Origin of the sequence: Mesorhizobium marinum, from assembly GCF_040813675.1 — a bacterium.
In the GTDB taxonomy this organism is placed as follows: Bacteria; Pseudomonadota; Alphaproteobacteria; order Rhizobiales; family Rhizobiaceae; genus Mesorhizobium_K; species Mesorhizobium_K marinum.
In genome coordinates, this window is the sequence record NZ_JBFOCI010000003.1 from 288070 (window position 1) to 307157 (window position 19088).

13 protein-coding genes are annotated in these 19088 nt (G+C 65.3%); 9 read left to right on the plus strand and 4 right to left on the minus strand.

The annotated features are described in order from the left end of the window. Positions 1–167 precede the first annotated feature (167 nt). Positions 168–2474 carry a sulfatase-like hydrolase/transferase gene (locus ABUE31_RS12245; RefSeq protein ID WP_367724168.1) on the plus strand — a complete coding sequence of 769 codons (2307 nt, stop codon included), beginning with the start codon at positions 168–170 and terminating at the stop codon, positions 2472–2474. Here ABUE31_RS12245 and ABUE31_RS12250 read toward each other — a convergent pair. Continuing rightward, a complete protein-coding gene (locus ABUE31_RS12250) occupies positions 2438–6130 on the minus strand; it encodes a glycosyltransferase (protein ID WP_367723881.1) in 3693 nt (1230 codons plus the stop codon). The two genes, ABUE31_RS12245 and ABUE31_RS12250, sit on opposite strands and share 37 nt — an antisense overlap. 278 nt (positions 6131–6408) lie before the next feature. On the opposite strand from ABUE31_RS12250, the gene ABUE31_RS12255 reads away from it, so the two are divergent. Further along, entirely contained in the window at positions 6409–8448 is a 2040-nt protein-coding gene (locus tag ABUE31_RS12255; RefSeq protein WP_367723882.1) for an HAD family hydrolase, read from the plus strand. 283 nt (positions 8449–8731) lie between these two features. Continuing rightward, the gene (locus ABUE31_RS12260) at positions 8732–9844 is read left to right on the plus strand and encodes a pyridoxal phosphate-dependent aminotransferase (protein WP_367723883.1); all 1113 of its coding nucleotides are present in this window, start codon (positions 8732–8734) and stop codon (positions 9842–9844) included. Here ABUE31_RS12260 and ABUE31_RS12265 read toward each other — a convergent pair whose 3' ends face one another. Beyond that, on the minus strand, positions 9845–10951 hold the full coding sequence (locus tag ABUE31_RS12265) for a pyridoxal phosphate-dependent aminotransferase (protein WP_367723884.1): 1107 nt from the start codon (positions 10949–10951) through the stop codon (positions 9845–9847). Between the two features lie 84 nt (positions 10952–11035). Beyond that, positions 11036–11512, minus strand: coding sequence for an NUDIX hydrolase (locus tag ABUE31_RS12270; protein WP_367723885.1), 477 nt, complete (start codon positions 11510–11512; stop codon positions 11036–11038). Between the two features lie 67 nt (positions 11513–11579). Between ABUE31_RS12270 and ABUE31_RS12275 the strand changes: the two genes are divergently transcribed. Next, on the plus strand, positions 11580–12740 hold the full coding sequence (locus ABUE31_RS12275; RefSeq protein WP_367723886.1) for an isovaleryl-CoA dehydrogenase: 1161 nt from the start codon (positions 11580–11582) through the stop codon (positions 12738–12740). Positions 12741–12804: 64 nt separating this feature from the next. Here ABUE31_RS12275 and ABUE31_RS12280 read toward each other — a convergent pair whose 3' ends face one another. Beyond that, positions 12805–13413, minus strand: coding sequence for a TetR/AcrR family transcriptional regulator (locus ABUE31_RS12280; protein WP_367723887.1), 609 nt, complete (start codon positions 13411–13413; stop codon positions 12805–12807). A gap of 83 nt (positions 13414–13496) precedes the next feature. Here ABUE31_RS12280 and ABUE31_RS12285 point away from each other — a divergent pair, with 83 nt between their 5' ends. The 5 genes from ABUE31_RS12285 (at position 13497) to ABUE31_RS12305 (ending at position 18981) form a co-directional block, all read left to right on the plus strand. After that, complete coding sequence (locus ABUE31_RS12285) at positions 13497–14291, plus strand: crotonase/enoyl-CoA hydratase family protein (protein ID WP_367723888.1); 795 nt, start codon at positions 13497–13499, stop codon at positions 14289–14291. 61 nt (positions 14292–14352) lie between these two features. Further along, positions 14353–15960, plus strand: coding sequence for a carboxyl transferase domain-containing protein (locus tag ABUE31_RS12290; RefSeq protein WP_367723889.1), 1608 nt, complete (start codon positions 14353–14355; stop codon positions 15958–15960). 222 nt (positions 15961–16182) lie between these two features. Continuing rightward, entirely contained in the window at positions 16183–17121 is a 939-nt protein-coding gene (locus tag ABUE31_RS12295; RefSeq protein WP_367723890.1) for a substrate-binding domain-containing protein, read from the plus strand. 112 nt (positions 17122–17233) lie between these two features. Then, positions 17234–18220, plus strand: coding sequence for an ABC transporter permease (locus ABUE31_RS12300; RefSeq protein ID WP_367723891.1), 987 nt, complete (start codon positions 17234–17236; stop codon positions 18218–18220). 2 nt (positions 18221–18222) lie between these two features. Beyond that, positions 18223–18981: an ATP-binding cassette domain-containing protein gene (locus ABUE31_RS12305; RefSeq protein ID WP_367723892.1), complete on the plus strand. Its 759-nt coding sequence runs from the start codon at positions 18223–18225 to the stop codon at positions 18979–18981. Positions 18982–19088 lie beyond the last annotated feature (107 nt).

The window sequence follows — 19088 nt, forward strand, 5'->3', positions numbered from 1 at the left end:
TTTCGCTCAGGCGACCGCGTGGCTGCGGCCAGCGGACGGCGTTTTCGCCACCGCTGTCGAGCCCGCATCCCTGACGACGTGAGGCGTCGAGGACCGACGTGAATAGAACAGCCATGCTCGCGGCATTTCGTCGAGCCCTGTCGGACAGGAGACAGTCCCGGTTGCTCGTGCTCGCCATAGTAGCGGCGCTGGCCACTTGCCTGCTCGGCTTGCGGGTTGTCCTCATCCTCCCCGATCTCGGGATAGGAACGATCACAGAAACAGCGGCCAACGTCTTCGCCGGCTTCCTGCAGGACATTCTACTCTGCTGCCTGATTGCTGCGGCCGCCTGGACGGCGCTTTGGCCGCGTCGCATGCGCCCTTCGCTTGTCGTCTACGCGACCTTCATCGTCGCCGTCCTGGCGTTCGGATACGGCGTCGCGAACATCGCGATCGTCAGGCTTCTCGGCGAACCGGTCACGATCGACTGGCTGAGGTACTCCGACTTCCTCTCAGGCGCCATCAATGGCATTCTGCATTTCGCCGACGCCAAAACCCTGGCAATGGCGGCACTCGTTCCGGCGTTTCTCGCGCTACTGTCCGCGGCGTTCGCCCTGCTCGTCTTTCGCCTGCACAGGACGACCCCCCGTACAGCCCTCGGAGCAGCGAGCCTCGCCCTGGCCGGGACACTCGTGGCAGGAGCAGTCGCGGAACCGACCGTTGCGCGCGCGCGCCTGGATAACCCGGTCATCGCGTTCTTCTCCTCCGTAGCCGTTCCGGCAGGGCCCGACCTCGACATCGGGGCGGCAAATAGCGGAGGCATCGGCGGGTCCCGGGCAAGCGGCGGCATCCAGAAAAGCGACATTGAAAAGAGCGGCGATCTTTCCGGGATCAGGAACGTCATCCTGTTCGTGCTGGAGTCGGTGCCGGCAGAGTACGTCTACGACTATTCGACCCCCGCTCCCGTCACCCCGAACATCAACCGCTACGGCGCAGCATCGCTACGGTTCAACAACGTCTACGCCCACGCCCCCGCAACGAACTACTCGCTGTTCTCGCTGCTGACTTCGATCGTGCCCGAACTATCGAGCACCGGCATGACCGAAAAGCACCCCGATCTGCCGCTTGCATCGGTAGCAAACGTCCTGAGCGAACGCGGCTACAGAACTGCCTACATAAGTTCGAGCGATTCGCGCTTTCAATCGACAGATCTCTTCCTCGCCAACAAGGGCTTCGACGTCATCGAGGACTTCCGCGATTGGTCGTGTGACCGGGTCTACAAGAACTCCAGCGAGACCTGGCGCTACATGGACTTCTCGCACGACCTGTGCACCGTCGACCGCCTGAAGAACTGGATCGCCGAAGATGCAACGCGTCCCTTCTTCGCGACGTTCTGGACGGGTATGACGCACTACCCGTATTTCGCCGACGACACGGTTCGCAGATATGTCGCGAACGACGACCTGAACCGCTTCCTGAACGCGCTGAACGTCGGGGATGCGGCCTTTGGCGAATTGATGCGTTTTCTCGAGGCGAGCAAGCTGGCGGACAGCACGCTGGTCGTCATCGTCGGCGACCATGGCGAGGCGTTCGGGCAGCATGGAACCTATGTACACGCCAGCGCGATCTACGAAGAGAACATCCACGTCCCGCTGATCTTCGTGAACGCAAAGGCATTTTCGGGCCAGAGGTCCGACGTCATCGGCGGAAACACGGACGTTGCACCGACGATCCTCGACCTGCTCGGCGTCGAGCGGCCTGCGCTGTGGCAGGGTGCCAGCCTGCTCGCGACAGAGCGGCCGGGGCGTCTCTACTTCTTCAGCCCCTGGAACGGTTTCAAGGTGGGCTATCGGGAAGGTAACCGAAAATACATCTACAACTCGCGCGGCCGCACGCTCGAGACTTATGACCTTGCCTCGGATCCAAAGGAGACGCACAACCTCACGCCGGACACCAACGAGGCGGAACCGGCCCTGCAGCATCTTGCATCCTGGGTCCGATACCAGGACGACTTTATCGAGGGCTCCATACTCGGCGGGCACGGTGCAGTCTCGGCCGGCGCCAAAGCCCGCAGCACCGGCATCAGGATTGCTGCGACCGGCACCAGCTTCGTAACGCCGCCGCGAGCGCGCGTCGAAGTGGACGGCGCGACGGTGGGATTCTTCGACGTGGCGGCAGCGCCGAAGAACGCCGACAAGGCCGCGGCCGACGATGACATCGCAGCCGCGCTGACCGTCTTCGAGTTCCCCCTTCCCGCGGGCACATGCCCGTCGAGGGTTCGCGTCGAGTTCCTCAACGACGAATGGGACGCGCAAAAGGAGATCGGCGACACCAACCTTTTCGTCAAGGAGATCGACGTGAACGGCGTCGGCTTTTCAGCCGACGACATGGCGATCGATTCACCCGATGCCGCCGCAAGGTACGAGGACTACATGGCGCTCTGGCGTCAGGGCAGCGTTCACCTCGACGTCGACGATCTCCGCGTCTGCGGCTGAGCCCTGTCGCGTCGGGTACTTCCTTCCCTCACGCGCTCCTGCTTGGCGATCTGCCTCGGAGAGGACGAGCCGGATCGGTATCTGAATTTGGTCGGATGCTCGCCCACTTCCGCCTGCATGTCGGTGAGTTCGAGGACGAACTCCTCGGAATACGGGACCTTCAGGTAAACACGTGCCAGCGCCCCCGCATCGTCGACGGGATCAAGGCGCGGGCAATCCAGGGTGCATGCCCACGACTGGAAATCGTCGGACAGGAAGACCTTCTGCTCCGGAAGCGTGATCCTGGTGCGATCAGGCAGATCGATGCGCCCGCCGACCGACATCCATTCGTAGACGCCGCGCAATCGGGCCTTGCCCGACACGGTGAACTTGCGTCCCGCGATTGCGTCGGCATCCTCGATCGGGAATTCGAGCCAGAAACGCTTTTCGGTGCTGGCCTGCCCCTTGTTGACGACGCGCAGGTAGGTTTTTCCCCTGGGAAGGCCGATGGTCCCGTCCGACGTCATCCGGTCCAGCGCGTATGTCTTTTCGCGTCCGTCGAACGTGACAAGCAGGCCGGGGCAAACGATTCCCGTGCTGAGCGCCTTCACAGCAAAGACATCGCGTGGGCCTGGCCATTCCCGGAAGTCGCCGTTCTCAACCAGGTTGCCTGAGCCGGAACCCGGCAGCCAGCGGGCCAGACTGAAGCGACCCTTTCCAGATCGCTCCGACATCTGCTGGATCATCCGCTGCTCGACCTCCCAGATCTGGTTGTGGAGCTTCTGGAAGCGCTCGTTCTGATCGTATTCCAGGTTCTTGTAGAACTGCCCCTGAAGAAGCAGCTGGCCGACAGATCCGCTTGTGCCGCCCCCTTCCCTGCGCACGAAGCTGTTCACAAGCTCCTTGCGCTTGGCGACGTGGATATCCCTCTGGGCGTGGACGGAGTTTCCGTAGGCGCCCGACGTCGCCTCGGGGCGGTGATGATAACCCGCCAGCGGCTCCGGGATCACGCGTATGTCGAATCGCTCGAGGATGCGAAGGTGGAAGTCCCAGTCGCCCAGAACGCCGAACTCCTCCCGGAAATGCCCGACATCGTCGAAGGCGGCGCGTCGGAACAGGAAGGAAATCGGCGGGAACCTGTTCTCGATGCCGAGGTCGACCAGCGAAATCGCATGCAGCCGGTCGTTGAAGACGAACCTGTCGACCTCGACGATGTCGTAACCATCGATGAACTGCTCGACGATCACGTCTGACCACGTGACGACGCCGGCGACGCGCGGGTTCCAGCCTTCCGAGTCCATGCATTCCACGGTTCGAGAAAGGAAGCTTGCATCCCACGTGTCGTCATCGTCGTGGATGACGATGAAATCGCTGTCACAGGCGTCGATGCCGAGATTGGATGCCGTCTGCATGCCCAGCGAGACCGCATTGTTCAGGACGATCAGCCGGTCGGACAAGTCCTCGGCGAACTGCTCGAGAACCAGATCCAAGGCATCGACCTCCCCGCCATCATTGACGACGACGGCGATCCAGTCCTTGTAGGTCTGGGCCAGGATGTCGCGCAGCGCCCGCTGCAGCATCACCGGGCGGTCCTTCGTCCGGACCACGATGGCCACGCGGGCAAAGGGGCGAGATCCCGAAGCATGCCGCAGGATGTTCTGCGCTTCGGCGTTCGCCCCCGCGCCAGTTGCCTGCTGTCGAAGCACCGAGAGGCCCTGGGCGTACTGAACCAGCTTCGCCTGATAGTGCGGCAGGGCATCGAGATAGGGACGGATGTGCCGGCGCAGGTTGGCGTTGCGATGCATCTGCATGAGCTGGTTGCGGTACATGCCGCCCTGGTCGATCCGGTACCAGAACAGCGGCAGGGGCAGCGTAACCCGCCTGGCGCCGGCCAGATCGGCGCGAATGTGCAGTTCCCAATCCTCGTGCGTGATGCCGTAGTCTTCAGAAAAACCGCCGATCCGCCGGAACAGGTCGGTCGAATACAGCGCGTTGGCGTCGCCGAGGGCCGGGCTGAAGACGGCGAAGGCGAGATCGCCGCCTACCGGCGCGTAGCAGACCGTCGGACGATCGCGCGCGACGTCCTCTTCATCCTCGAAGCCGTGGTAGAACGGCGTGACGACCTCGGCATCCAGCCGGACGGCGACAGAAACGAGCTTGGAGAGTTCGTCGGGCCTCGCACAATTGTCGTCGTCCATGAACAGCAGGTAGTCGCCTCGCGCCAGCGCGGCGCCCTTGTTGCGCGCCGCCCCCAGATAACGATTGGCCTGCCGGACGAGACGCCATCCGAGCGGTTCGATTTCCTTTTCGATCGCGTCGAGTTCCAGCGCCACGGCCTCCTCCGGGCTGCCGTCGTCGACGACGATGACTTCGAAGTTGGCGTAGTCTTGCCGCCGCAGCGACTCCAGTGCGAAGCGCAGCTTTTGCGGACGGGAGAAATGCGTGACGACGACCGACACGAGAGGCGCAACGGCAGGCGCCTCGAGCGGCGCTGAGCGCACGGGCGCGATCGTCCATTGCCGGCCATCCGCCCAGGATGTCGCCGGCCGGGGGCGCGCAATGGCGGACGACGCCGAAGCCAGGATTTCTGAGATTCGCGCCACGATCGCGCGCGGCGTCTCGTCGTCCGACACGGTCATGTCCCTGCCGATCAGTGCGAACGGAACGCCGAAGCTCGCGAACAGCCGCGCCCGCAAGCTCTCGCGCCGGCTCACATCGCAGACGACGACATTGCCCGGATCGGCGGCGAGTTCGACTTCCTCGAACAGGTCGAGGTTCCGCTCGATCCTTATAGGCACCTTCCAGGTTTGCGCCCTGATCCGGATGTACGAAACGGCATCGACGGAGCCGACCTTGCCAGCCTCGCCCACGAAGGCGACCTCGAACGGGAACGGCCGCTCGCGCGCAAGCAGAGACATCGCATCGCAGAAGTTGCGCAGGCGGGATTCCTGGCCAAGCGCGCCGAGGAACACGATGCGCGCAGGCTTTGGTTCGGCGAGCGGCGCCGCTGCCGCCGGGCGCGTGGGCGAGGCTGCGCCCCAGGCGATGTCGATGACCTGCTGCGGAAGGGAGGGCAGGCGCGACCGGTACCAGTCCCAGGCCCTGCGGTCGTGCACGACGACTGCATCCGCATCGCGGGTCGATCCGCATTCGAACACGTCCAGCATCAGCGACCGCTCTTCGTTCACCAGCGCATCCTGCGCCTCGAGCGAGAAGAGCACGCCGCCGGTAACGTGGGCGACCAGCGTCGTCTTCTGGAAATGGATGCCGCACCGCTTCGCGAGGGTCAGGTAGTAGCCATAGCCTCCGGCATCCTGAAAATGGATCTCCGCCGGCTCTCCGCGCTTCAGCATTTCGAACACGGCGTAGACACGCTGGTGTTCGGGATGACCGAGCGCCGGCGTCTCCGGTTCGGCGACGGCCACGAATGCGACTCCGCGCGAGCCCAGGTCGGGCACGCGCTCGCATATGAGGTCACGGCCGGCAATGTCGCCGTCCGCCGCGATAAGCACCATTTTCGGCTGCCCACCGCCAGTGGTTTCGGCGGCGCGCCCGTGCTTTCCCGCGAACAGGAGCGTCTGCACGACGTCCTCGGAATGCAGGGCCTTCACCCCGAGCGTCTCTACGACGAACACCAGTGTTGGATAGATCAGTTCAAAGCCTTCGAGAAAGGCCATCGGCCCTGCTCTCCCATCAGCAGCGGCCAAAGTACGCAGCACCCGGCCGGACGCTGGACACCGCATGTCCGACGCCGTCGTCGTGACAGGCGTCGAAAACGATTGGCCATTTATGGACTGCCAATAGAGGGCACGGCTCGCCGAAAGGCTTTAGTGTGTTCCATTGACAACGCTCCCCAGCGCAGAAATAGCTATAAACTATTGGCAAAAGGCATACAATCTCTGTTCGGAGAAACAACTGGAACTGGTTACTGGCAGTTCTCGCCCGACTATAATCAATGGGTTACCGCAGCGCAGGACTGTCCCGCATCGGCATGATCGATTCCAAGGTGCGCATCCGTGAGTTGATCGACGTATCGAAATGCGTCTCCTTCGACCTTTTCGACACACTCGTGCGCCGCAGGGGCGTCTTCTTCTCCAAGGACATGTTCGCGCTCGTCGAGCAGCAGGCCGCGGGCGTACTGGGAACCGCGGCGCGCGGTCTCGCCAGGACTCGCGAGGAAGCCGAGGCGGCGGCCAGGGCGCAGGCCTTGCATGCCGGCCGCATGGAGACCAGGCTTGCCGAGATCTATGCGATCGTCGCGCGGCGCATGCATCTCTCCGACAAGCAGCGCGCGCTGCTCATCGGCATGGAACTCGATTGCGAACGCGCCGTGCTGGAGGAAGACGAGTGCGCCGCCGAGCTCTTCGACTATGCGGTCTCGCGCGGAAAGACAGTCGCGATTACCACCGACACGTATTTCGACGAGACTTTCATCAAGGATATTTGCAACAAGTTCCGTTACGGAAAGTCGCTGTTCTTCGTGTCCAGCACTTTCGGCAAGGTCAAGCATGACGGTTCGCTGTTCGACGTGGTGATCGAGCGCACCGGACTGTCGCCGGACGAGATCCTGCATATCGGAGACAACGTACTGTCGGACGTCTCCGCCCCGACCATGAAAGGATTGCGGTCGTGGCACTACCTCAACACGCGGATGTCTTTCCAGAAGCGCCTTGGCATCCGCACCGCGTCGAGCGGATCGGTGGCCGCCTCGACCGTCCTGTGCGATATCGGCGACGCGCTCGCGCGACAAACGGAGGGTTCCGGCCAACCGGCGCTGCGGGCCGCCCTGTCGCTCGGGTTTCTGCTTCTCGGCTTCAATCTCTGGCTCGTGCGGCAGGCGATCGACGCCAAGGCTGCGCGAATCTATTTCTTGGCCCGCGAGGGACTTCTGCTCAAACGCTGCTTCGACCTGGTCGCCAGGCATGCCGGGCAGGCCTACGATACCCGCTACCTCATGGTTTCACGTACCAGCCTCTACCCGAGCCTCCTGTTTGCCGATCGCGAGACGGCCCTGGAGGTCTTCAGCAAGAGCTGGAGCAAGACGACCCTGGGTCAGGCGACGGAGCGCCTATCCCTGCCCTATGACGATGTCAGCGACGCGCTTCGCGACTACGGGTTCCACAGTTCGGCCGACCGCCTGCACGGCGGCGCGTTCGCACAGTTCCGGAGTTTCATCATCGACCATTGGCCGATGATCCAGGCCCGCAACCTGGCAAAGCACGAACGGGCGGTCGACTATCTGGCCGAGCAGGACTTCTTCGAAGCCGACGACACGATGGTGGTGGACCTCGGCTGGCACCTGACCCTGCAGCGTTGCCTCGGCGCGCTGTCGGAAGCGCGAAACGTTGATCGCCGGATCCGCGGCCGCTACCTGGCCACCTTCGGCGTTTCCAAATACGACCTCAAGGGCGACGCCGTCGGCTACCTGGCGAGCTACGGCGCGCCGCAGCACCGCGGCGACCTGATCCGTTCGAGCCCTTCGCTACTCGAGATCCTGCACGGCGCCGGGCACGGGACGACCGTCGGCTACCGCCGCGACGACGACGGCGGGACCATGCCCGTCCTCCAGGAGCACGCCGGCGAGATGGAACAGCATGTTTCCCTGGTCGAACCCGTGCAGGAGGCTGCGGTGGGCCATCTCGACGCGTGGGCGGCCGCGCTGCTCAAGGACGACGACGGCGCACAGATCGCGCCGGACCTCTGCGCCGCCATTGGCCTCTCAAACGTCAGCAAACCGACCCGAGGGGACGCGGAATTTCTCGGGCACATGGTGCACGCCCAGGATGTTGCGGGCATGATGAAGAGCATCACCGGCGTAGCCGAATGGAACCTCGCCCGCATCCTCGGTGACGTACTGCCGGATGGGACCTTTCCCATGTGGCGCCCGGGCTTCGAGATGCTGAGGACGGCGCAGCGCATAACCGCCACGGCTGCTGCGGCGGATCCCGCCCGGCCCGCGCCGACGCAGCTGCCAGCCGGGCGATCCGGTTCCTAAACGACCATTGCCACCGCGCAAGATGGCCAGCGACACCTACAGCCGCAACGAGGCGTCGCCTCGACCCCTGCTGCCGCCCCCGTGTATCTGCGGATCGATCCCGCATCCACTCACCTGTTCGACCGGGCCGGCGCGCGCCTCGACCCGAGGAAGCTGGTTGGCTGACCGCCGGGCAAGGACCGGCCGGAGTTTGCATGCCAGCCCGTCGCGACCATTGAACTTCTTGCCGTTTGGCAGCAGAAACCTGTCTGGCCGTCGCATCGCGGCCCGCAAGGAGCTTTCGATGGTCAGACGCCCCGCCCTCACCCCGCTCGTCGCAGACCTGCCGCCGACCGTCCCCTTCGTCGGGCCAGAAGCGCAGGAGCGTGATCGCGGGGGACGTCCCTTCCGGGCGCGCATCGGCGCCAATGAAAGCAGCTTCGGGCCGGCCCCGTCGGTCATTGCGGCGATGCGGGCCGCCGCGCCCGACATGTGGATGTATTGCGACCCCGACAATTTCGACCTGAAGACCGCTATCGCCGGGCATCTCGGCGTTGCCTGTCACAACGTCGTCGTCGGCGAGGGTATCGACGGGCTGCTCAACCTCGTCGTGCGCATGATGATCTCGCCGGGACAGCCGGTCGTCACATCGCTGGGCGCCTATCCGACCTTCAATTTCCATGTTGCCGGTTTCGGCGGCCGGCTGGTCGCGGTTCCCTACGAGAACGACCACGAGAACCTCGACGGCCTGCTTGCGGCCGTGAAGCGCGAGAACGCTCCGCTCGTCTATCTTTCCAACCCCGACAACCCGATGGGCACCTGGTGGGAGGCTTCCGACATCCGGCGCTTCGCCGACGCGCTGCCCGAAACCACCATGCTCATCATCGACGAGGCCTATGGCGAACTCGGCCCGGACTCGGCACTTTTCCCGATCGACGTGTCGCGCCCCAACGTGATCTGGATGCGCACCTTCTCCAAGGCCTACGGGCTCGCCGGCATACGCTGCGGCTACGCCGTCGGCGAGGAAGGCTTCATCCGCGACGTGGAGAAGGTGCGCAACCACTACGGCGTCAACCGCATGGCGCTCGTCGCCGGCGAGGCGGCGCTCGCCGACCAGGCCTACCTCGCCGAGGTGAAGGCCAAGGTCGCGGCCGGCCGCGAACGCATTTCCGCGATCGCCCGCGACAACGGGCTCTCGCCGATCCCGTCCGCGACGAACTTCGTCACCATCGACTGCGGCGGCGACGGCGCCTTCGCGCTTGCCGTCCTCAAGCAGATGATTGCCCGCGACGTTTTCATCCGCAAGCCGATGGTGCCGGTGCTCGAGCGCTGCATCCGGGTGAGCGTTGGCCTCGATCACGAACTCGACATCTTCGCCGAAGAACTGCCCGGGGCTCTGAAGGCGGCGCGAGGCTGACTACTGCTCGCGCAGGACGCGCTCGAAGATCGCCAATCCCTCGACGAACTTGTCGTTCGCCAGCAGCGCGAAGCCGACGCGCATGTGCTCCGGCGTCCCGAAGCAGTCGCCGGGGGCCACCAGCACGCCCTGCGCGGCCAGCGCCTCGCAGAACGGACGGCTGTCGCGGCCGTCGCGGAACCAGGGAAAGCAGACCGTGCCCCCATCGGGCTTCACCCAGGCAAGGATGTCGGAGACGCGGTCCATGAACCGCCCGAGCGCGGCCAGGTTTTCGCTGGCCGGTATCTGCAGCCTGGCGAGAATCGCCTCGCGGCTGGCGAAGGCATGCACGGCCAATTCTTCCAGCAGCGGCGAACTGGAGATGGTGAAGTAGCTCCTCGCGTCGATCATCTGCGCGCGCCTTGCCGGATCGCGCACGACCAGCCATCCGAGCCGCAGGCCCGCGAGCGACAGCGCCTTCGACATGTCGCCCATCGCGATGACGTTGGGAATCGCGGCCGCGGACGCCGGCGAATGGCCGAAATACAGGGGGTGGTAGACTTCGTCGACGACGAGCGGCACACCCTTCCGCTGCAAGGCGGCCGCCAGTTCTTCGATTTCCTCGCGCGGCATCACGGTGCCGACGGGGTTGTGCGGCGAGTTAACGAGCGCAAGGACCGTGTTGTCGTCGACCGCCTTCAACATGTCTGCGGCGCGCTGCCGGAAGCCGTCCTGGCGCGACAGCCTGACATGGCGCACGTCCAGCCCCCAGACGCCGGCCATCGGATCGAAGGCCGGATAGCCCGGATGCGGCAGCACGACATTCGCGCCCGGCCTGGCCGCCGTGCACAGGAGAACCGACAACGCTTCCGAAGCGCCGAGCGTCACCATCACCCAGTCCGGGTCCACGTCGAGAAAGTCGCCGATCGCGGCGCGCAACGCCCTTCCACCCTCGGATGGGGCGTAGCCGAGCACGACGTCTTCCATGCCGGCGCCATCGCCCAGCGCCAGGAAATCCTGCAAGGTCCATTTCGGTCCGGTGCTGGACGCCAGATCGTAGGCGATGGGGGGCGTCGCGAAACTGTGCATTGCGAGCCAATGGTCAAGCTTGAACGGCGGCAGCTGCATCTCAACCTCCATATCCCGACAGGATTGGCCTAGCGCCCTGATCGCGCCGCGACCAGGGCGACAGAGGCCCACGACGACCCACGCTCACTCCCTTGCCCGGCGGCCGTCGCTCATTGCGACCAGCCGCTGAAGCAAGGGGCGTTGCCCCTCGATCAACTTCTCATGCGCCTTAGCCAGCGCGAACCACGCTGCGCGATCGACTTCCGGGAATACCAGTACGCGCCCGCTCCCGCGCGGCCATTCCATCTCGACGCTGTTGCTGCTGAGGCCCGCCGGGTCGAAATCGCCGCGGGCCGCGAAGGCCGTTACCACCTTGCCCGCCTTCTGCCTGGCTTCGCCAAGCGGCGTCAGCATACCCTCAATCGTCCAGCCGGTTTCCTCCGTGAATTCGCGGCGAGCCGCAGCTTCGGCCTCTTCGGACTGACCGAACTCGCCCTTGGGTATCGACCAGGCCCCGATATCGCGGCGCGCCCAGAAGGGCCCGCCCGGATGGACGAGCAGGACCTCGATCCTGCCCGCACGTTCGCGGTAGACCAGTATGCCGGCGCTCCTTGCCGTCATCGCGCGCTTCCCTCCCGGACAATGTTGCCGCAAGATCGCGAGCGCGGATAGCGCCCGGAGGACAGGCATGTATCTCAACACACTCGACTTTGGCCTCGGCGAGGAGGTCGAGACACTGCGCGACATGGTGCGCCGCCTCGCGCAGGACAAGATCGCACCGCTTGCCGCCGACATCGATCGCTCGAACGAGTTCCCGGCGCACCTGTGGCGCGAGCTCGGCGCGCTTGGCCTGCTCGGCGTCACCGCCGATCCTGATTTCGGCGGCGCAGGCATGGGCTACCTCGCCCACGTCGTCGCCATGGAAGAGATCTCGCGGGCGTCGGCTTCCGTCGGCCTCTCCTACGGCGCGCACTCCAACCTGTGCGTCAACCAGATCAACCGCTGGGGTACCGAGGCGCAGAAGGAGAGGTACCTGCCCGGCCTCTGCTCCGGCGAAACGGTCGGCGCGCTGGCCATGTCCGAGCCGGGTTCCGGCTCCGACGTCGTCTCGATGAAGCTGCGCGCCGAGAAGCGAAACGACCGGTTCGTGCTCAACGGTTCGAAGATGTGGATCACCAACGGTCCGGACGCCGGCGTGCTCGTCGTCTACGCCAAGACCGATCCCGAACGGAAGTCGCGCGGCATCACCGCCTTCCTGATCGAGAAGGGGATGCACGGCTTCTCCGTGGCACAAAAGCTCGACAAGCTCGGCATGCGGGGATCGAACACCGGCGAACTGGTGTTCCAGGACGTCGAAGTGTCGTTCGATCACGTGCTTGGCGAGGAAGGGCGCGGCGTCGAAGTGCTGATGTCCGGCCTCGACTACGAGCGCACCGTGCTTGCCGGCGGGCCGCTCGGCATCATGGCCGCCTGCCTCGACGTCGCAGTGCCCTATGCGCGCGAGCGAAAGCAGTTCGGCCAGCCGATCGGCGACTTCCAGCTTGTCCAGGGCAAGCTCGCAGACATGTATTCGACGACGAGCGCGTGCCGCGCCTATGTCTATGCGGTGGCCGCCGCCTGCGATCGCGGCCGGACGACACGCAAGGACGCCGCCGGCTGCATCCTCTACGCAGCCGAGAAAGCGACGCTGATGGCGCTCGACGCCATCCAGCTCCTCGGCGGCAACGGCTATATCAACGACTACCCGACGGGCCGGCTGCTGCGCGACGCCAAACTCTACGAGATCGGCGCGGGCACCAGCGAGATCCGCCGCTGGCTGATCGGCCGGGAGATGATGGGGGAGAGCTGATGCCCGCGGCAGTTGTGGTTTCACGGCCGGCGACCGCACCGGCCGGGGTTTCGGCCGACGGCCCTCACCGCCCCTCACTTCGCCTGAGGAGCGCATCCGCCGCTTCCCCCGCCGCCTGCATGTAATCCGGGTCGCGGTGCAGCAGGCCGGCCGCGAACGCGCCATCCATCAGCAGTTGCAGCTGCCGCGCCAGCCGCTCGGCTTCAGCCTTCGGGCGCTCTGCCGCGATGACCGACGATAGCCACGCTTCCACATTGCGCTTGTGGCGGCGTGCGGCCTGCACGGCGGGATGGCCGGGGGTGGCGACCAGTTCGGCTGCCGTGCGCAGGTATCCGCACCCCTTCCACGAGCGGCCGCCCGCGTTTTCCGCAAGCTTCCGGAACAGCGCCCGCAGACGGTCCGCGAGATCGCCGTCGGCGGCGTCGAACCACGCCTGGAACAGCGCGAGATTCGGCTGGTCGCGCGCCTCCAGATAGGCGGCGACAAGATCGTCCTTGCTGCGGAAATGATTGTAGAGCGTGCGCTTGGTCACCCCCGCCGCCTCGGCGACCGCATCGACGCTCACCGAACCGATCCCGTGGCGGTAAAACAACCTCGCTGCGGCATCGACGATGCGTTCGCGCGTGCCGGCCCCCCCGCTCCGTTGCCGAGTCCCGGGCTTCGCCTCCGCCATCTCCATCACCCCTAGGTATACTTACTAGTGAATATACATGCTCGCGCTCTCCGTTCAACATGACTTCCAGCAAGGAGGCCTCCATGACCGAGATCGTGCTCGTCGAACGCAGCGACCGCATCGCAACGCTCACCCTCAACCGACCGGACAAGCTGAATGCGCTCGACTACGCGCTGATCGACCGGCTGATGGAATTGCTGGACAGCATCGAAGCGGACCCTGCGGTCGGCGCGGTGATCCTGACGGGCGCCGGCCGCGCCTTCTCGGCCGGCGCCGACATCCACGAATTCTCCGCCAGCGTCGCCGCCGGTCCGGGGGTCGCGCTTCGCGATTTCGTGGCGCGGGGCCAGCGGCTCACCGCACGCATCGAGGCGTTCACCAAGCCGGTCATCGCCGCCGTCAACGGCCTCGCCTATGGCGGCGGCTGCGAGATCACCGAAGCTGCGCCGCTGGCGATTTCGGCGGAGAGCGCCCGGTTCGCAAAGTCCGAAATCAAGCTCGGCATGCCGCCGACATTCGGCGGCACCCAGCGGCTGCCGCGCCTGGCCGGCCGCAAACGCGCGCTCGAACTGCTTTTGACCAGCGACGCCTTCACACCCCGGCACGCGCAGCGGATCGGCCTCGTCAACCAGGTCGTGCCTGATGAGCGGCTGCTGCCCGCCGCGCGCGAACTCGCGTGGACGGTCCTGCAGCACACGCCCGAAGCCGTCGCCGCAATCCTCGCGGCGGTGACGCGTGGCATCAATCACAGCATCGCCACGGGCCTGCTTTGCGAAGCCGAACAGTTCGCCAGGGTCGCCGCCGCGCCTGGGCTGCGACGCGAACTCGCGCGCTGGACCGGGCGTCAGCGGCACGACCACCGCAGCCAACAGGGCTAGCCGCAGCGCCGCAATGGCTGGTACAGGAAAGGCACACAGTGAAACCAGCGGAAGCGCCGGCATGCCCGTCATCCAGTCCGCCATCTCCCCCGCATCCGATGCATTTCGTGCGAATGCGGAGCGCATGAAGGCGCTGGTCGCCGACATCTCCGCCAAGGCGACGATCGTCGAGCGCGGCGGTTCCGACGAGGCGCGCGAGCGCCACACGGCGCGCGGAAAACTCCTGCCGCGCCAGCGCCTTGCCCAGCTGCTCGACCCCGGCTCGGCGTTTCTCGAGATCGGCCAGTTCGCGGCTTGGGGCCTGTATGACGATGCCATTTCGTCAGCTGGCCTCGTCGCCGGCGTCGGGCGCGTCTCGGGACGCGAGGTGATGGTCGTCGTCAACGACGCCACCGTTAAGGGCGGCACCTACTATCCGCTCACCGTGAAGAAGCACCTGCGCGCGCAGGAAATCGCGCTGCAGAACAATCTGCCGTGCGTCTATCTTGTCGACTCTGGCGGCGCCAACCTGCCGAACCAGGACGAGGTGTTTCCCGACCGCGAGCACTTTGGCCGCATCTTCTTCAACCAGGCCACCATGTCCGCTGCCGGCATCCCGCAGATCGCCTGTGTGATGGGCTCATGCACGGCGGGCGGCGCCTATGTGCCGGCGATGTCCGACGAGAGCGTCATCGTCAGGAACCAGGGAACCATCTTCCTTGGCGGACCGCCGTTGGTGAAGGCCGCCACCGGCGAGGACGTCACCGCCGAGGAACTCGGCGGCGCCGATGTGCATACGCGGCTTTCAGGCGTCGCCGACCACCTCGCCGAAGACGACGCCCATGCGCTGGCGATCGTCCGCCGTATCGTCAAGAACCTGAATCGGAAGAAGGAGATAGAGCTCGATCTCAAGAAACCGATTCCGCCGCTTCACGCGGCGGACGAGGTCTACGGCATCGTCCCCGAGGACACTCGAAAGCCCTATGACGTGCGCGAGATCATCGCGCGCATCGTCGACGGGTCCGAACTCGACGAGTTCAAGGCCAACTACGGTGTCACGCTGGTGACCGGCTTCGCGCATCTGATGGGCATGCCGGTCGGCGTCATCGCCAACAACGGCGTGCTGTTCTCGGAGTCGGCGCTGAAGGGCGCGCATTTCATCGAACTGTGCTGCCAGCGCAAGATCCCGCTCGTCTTCCTGCAGAACATCACCGGCTTCATGGTCGGCAAGAAGTACGAGCAGGGCGGCATCGCCAGGGACGGCGCGAAGCTCGTCACCGCCGTCGCGACCGCGCAGGTGCCGAAAGTCACGATGATCATCGGCGGGTCTTTCGGCGCAGGCAACTACGGCATGTGCGGGCGCGCCTTCTCCCCGCGCTTCCTGTGGATGTGGCCGAACGCCCGCATCTCGGTGATGGGCGGCGAGCAGGCTGCCACCGTGCTGGCTCTGGTCAAGCGCGAGGGCATCGAACGCAGGGGGGGCGTCTGGCCGGCCGAGGAAGAGGCCGCGTTCCGCGCGCCGATCCTGGAGAAGTACGAGCGCGAAGGCCACCCGCTCTATTCCTCGGCACGGCTCTGGGACGACGGCATCATCGACCCCGCGAAGTCGCGCGAGGTGCTGGCGTTGTCGCTGTCGGCCGCACTCAATGCGCCGATTCCCGAAACCAGGGTCGGCGTCTGGCGGATGTGAAGCCTGCCGGGCAGGGAATTTCCCCGATCTGATGCAATCTGATGTAACCTTTGATGGTCGTCGCCCGCACCGTGGCTACGATCCCATCCGGAGGTTCGCTGCCCGGGAAGAAAAGAAGATGCGCCTTCGCATCCGCCCCGGACGGCGAGAGGAATGAACCCGGGCGCCGCGGCGAACGCGACGCCCGGAGACGGTTCATGCGTCTAAACGGGAGGAAGTCATATGCTGAAGACGTTGAAGATGTTGGTCGCCGGCGCCGCGCTGGCGCTGACGATGCCGCTGTCGGCCGAGGCCGCCGGCAAGACCTACTACTGGATTTCGCACGGCAGCCCCGCCGACCCCGTGTGGACCTACTTCCTCGCCGGGGCGAAGCAGTGGGAAGCCGACACCGGCAATACGGTGAACACCTCGTTCCACAACGGCGACGTCGCCGCCCACCAGGAAGCGGTGCGCGCGGCAATCGCCGCCAAGGCGGACGGCATCACCACGACCAGCCCAGATCCGGGCAGCCTGGTCGAGGTCGCCAAGGAGGCGAACGCCGCCAACATTCCGATCATCAACTTCAATACTCCCGACCCGACCGCCAGCTTCGACGCCTATGTCGGCGGCAACAACGTGGTGTTCGGCCGTGGCTGGGCCCAGTATCTGGTCGACAAGGGGCTGGTGAAGTCCGGCGACTTCGTCTGGATGCCGGTCGAGATCCCCGGCGCCACCTACGGCGTGCAGGAAGAGGAAGGCATCAAGAGCGTGTTCGAGCCGCTCGGCATCAACTACGAGGTGACCGACGCGACCCTCGACCAGGCCGAGGTCATCAACCGCATGGTCGACTACCTCACCGCCAACCGCGACAAGATCAAGGCGATCATCGGCCTCGGCGACCTCGTCACCGGCTCGATCAAGCGCGTGTTCGACCAGGTCGGCGTGAAGCCCGGCGAAATCCCCGTCGTCGGCTGGGGCAACTCGCTGGACACCACCCAGGAAGTGCTGACCGGCTACGTCAACGCGGCGCAGTGGCAGGACCCGCAGGCGACCAGTTACGTCGCCCTGTCGCTGGCGGCGATGGAAGCCGGCGGCGTTCCGGCCGGGTTCGACGTCATCACCGGCGCGCTCTACGAGAAGGATACCGCGCAGGTCTACGACGACATCCTGTCGGGCAAGTAACACTGCTCCGCGTCCGCGGCGACATCCGCCGCGGACGCTTCCCGCCGGCTCCCGCGCAGCCGCTCGGAAGCGCCGAGCGCATTGAACAACGCAAACCAGAAAACGGGTTTACGTGGAAAATCGCACACTCCTGCAGCGTCTGATCGCCAGGCCGGAATTCGGCCCCTTCGTGCTTCTCATGCTTGAGATCGTGGTCTTTCAGTCGATCAACCACAATTTCCTCTCGCCGCAGAACATCTCCAACACGCTGGCCTTCACCGTCGAGCTAGGCCTGATCGCGCTCGCCATGACGCTGCTGATGACATCAGGAGAGTTCGATCTCTCGGTCGGCTCGGTCTTCGGCTTCTCGCCGGTCCTGATGTGGACGCTGTTCAACGCCGGGCTCACCTCGCTGGAAGTGGGTTTCATCACGGCTCTCGTGGTCGCGGCTCTCATCGGCTACGTGAACGGCTTCTTCGTGACGCGCCTGAAGATCCCGTCCTTCCTGGTCACGCTCGGCATGCTGCTCGTCGTGCGCGGCAGCGCGCTCTTCATCACCGACGGCTTTCCGCAGCGGACATGGAGCGCCGAGGGAAGCTGGCTTGCCGAAGCGCTGGTCGGCGACTTCATGATCGGCCCCTTCCGCATCTACATGTCTTTGTTCTGGTTCATCCTGGCGGTCGCCGCGCTCGGCTACCTGCTGACGCAAAGCCGGATCGGCAACTGGATCCAGGCGTCGGGCGGCAATCCCGGCGCCGCCTCGGCGCGCGGCGTCAAGGTCAACCGCGTCAAGATCGGCCTGTTCATGCTGTCCTCGGCGATGGCGGCGCTGGCCGGCGTCATCAGTTCGATCCGCACGGCATCCGCCAACCCGAACAGCGGCACCGGCTACGAACTCGAAGTCATCGCCATGGTGGTGATCGGCGGCACGGCGCTGATGGGCGGCCGCGGCACCATCATCGGGACGGTGCTCGGCATCCTGATCCTGCGCGTGATGCGCAACGGCATCATCATGATCGGCGTGCCGGGGCTGGCCTACAACATCTTCATCGGAGCGATCATCCTCGGCATGATGGCGCTGCATTCCTGGCTCGAGCGCCGCCACCAGGCAGGAACATGACCATGTCCGAGCCCCTGATCCGCATGGTGAACATCCGCAAGTCCTACGGGCGCGTACAGGCGCTGGACGGCGCCAACTTCCACGTCAACGAGCGAGAGATCGTCGGTCTCCTGGGCGACAACGGCGCCGGCAAGTCGACCCTCATCAAGGTGCTGTCGGGCGCCGTCCCACTGACCGGCGGCGACATCTTTATCCGCGGCAAGAAGGTCGACCTTCGCAACACAAGCGATGCCATCGAACAGGGTATCGAGACGATCTACCAGGATTCCGCGCTGGTCACGCAACTGTCGATCGCGCGCAACCTGTTCCTGGGACGCGAGCCGCTGAAAGGCCCGCGCTTCATGAACCGCATGGACCAGGAGGCAATGAACGCGGTGGCGCGCGACCTGCTGCGGCAGGTCGGCATCACCAAGAATATTCCGCCCACCACCCCGATCGGATCGCTGTCGGGTGGCGAACGGCAGGCCGTCGCCATCGCCCGCGCCATGCATTTCGACAGCGACCTGATCATTCTCGACGAACCGACGAACAATCTGGGCGTCGCCGAGACGCAAGGCGTTCTCTCCTTCGTGCGCGGCGCCCGCGATTCAGGCCATTCCTGCATCTTCATCGCGCACAACATCCATCATGTCTTCCAGGTGGTGGACCGCATCGTCGTCATGCGCCGCGGCAAGGTCGTCGCCGACGGCATCGACCCGAAGAAATCCACGGTCGAGGAGGTCGAGCGCGTCATCACCGGGATGTCCGGCGACCAGGCGTGACGCCCGCCTAGAACCGCCGGCCCACCTGAGGGGCGGCTGTCAGCAGCCGCGCGGCAGGGCCTTGCCGTGCGGCGCGGCGGCATGACACTGTCGGGCATTTGGAGCCC

What these genes read in the sequence shown, in the direction of transcription:
- ABUE31_RS12250 (WP_367723881.1), bottom strand. Translation starts at nt 6,130, where the DNA reads ATGGCCTTTCTCGAAGGCTTTGAACTGATCTATCCAACACTGGTGTTC.
- ABUE31_RS12255 (WP_367723882.1), top strand. Translation starts at nt 6,409, where the DNA reads ATGGGTTACCGCAGCGCAGGACTGTCCCGCATCGGCATGATCGATTCC.
- ABUE31_RS12260 (WP_367723883.1), top strand. Translation starts at nt 8,732, where the DNA reads ATGGTCAGACGCCCCGCCCTCACCCCGCTCGTCGCAGACCTGCCGCCG.
- ABUE31_RS12265 (WP_367723884.1), bottom strand. Translation starts at nt 10,951, where the DNA reads ATGCAGCTGCCGCCGTTCAAGCTTGACCATTGGCTCGCAATGCACAGT.
- ABUE31_RS12270 (WP_367723885.1), bottom strand. Translation starts at nt 11,512, where the DNA reads ATGACGGCAAGGAGCGCCGGCATACTGGTCTACCGCGAACGTGCGGGC.
- ABUE31_RS12275 (WP_367723886.1), top strand. Translation starts at nt 11,580, where the DNA reads ATGTATCTCAACACACTCGACTTTGGCCTCGGCGAGGAGGTCGAGACA.
- ABUE31_RS12280 (WP_367723887.1), bottom strand. Translation starts at nt 13,413, where the DNA reads ATGGCGGAGGCGAAGCCCGGGACTCGGCAACGGAGCGGGGGGGCCGGC.
- ABUE31_RS12285 (WP_367723888.1), top strand. Translation starts at nt 13,497, where the DNA reads ATGACCGAGATCGTGCTCGTCGAACGCAGCGACCGCATCGCAACGCTC.
- ABUE31_RS12290 (WP_367723889.1), top strand. Translation starts at nt 14,353, where the DNA reads ATGCCCGTCATCCAGTCCGCCATCTCCCCCGCATCCGATGCATTTCGT.
- ABUE31_RS12295 (WP_367723890.1), top strand. Translation starts at nt 16,183, where the DNA reads ATGCTGAAGACGTTGAAGATGTTGGTCGCCGGCGCCGCGCTGGCGCTG.
- ABUE31_RS12305 (WP_367723892.1), top strand. Translation starts at nt 18,223, where the DNA reads ATGTCCGAGCCCCTGATCCGCATGGTGAACATCCGCAAGTCCTACGGG.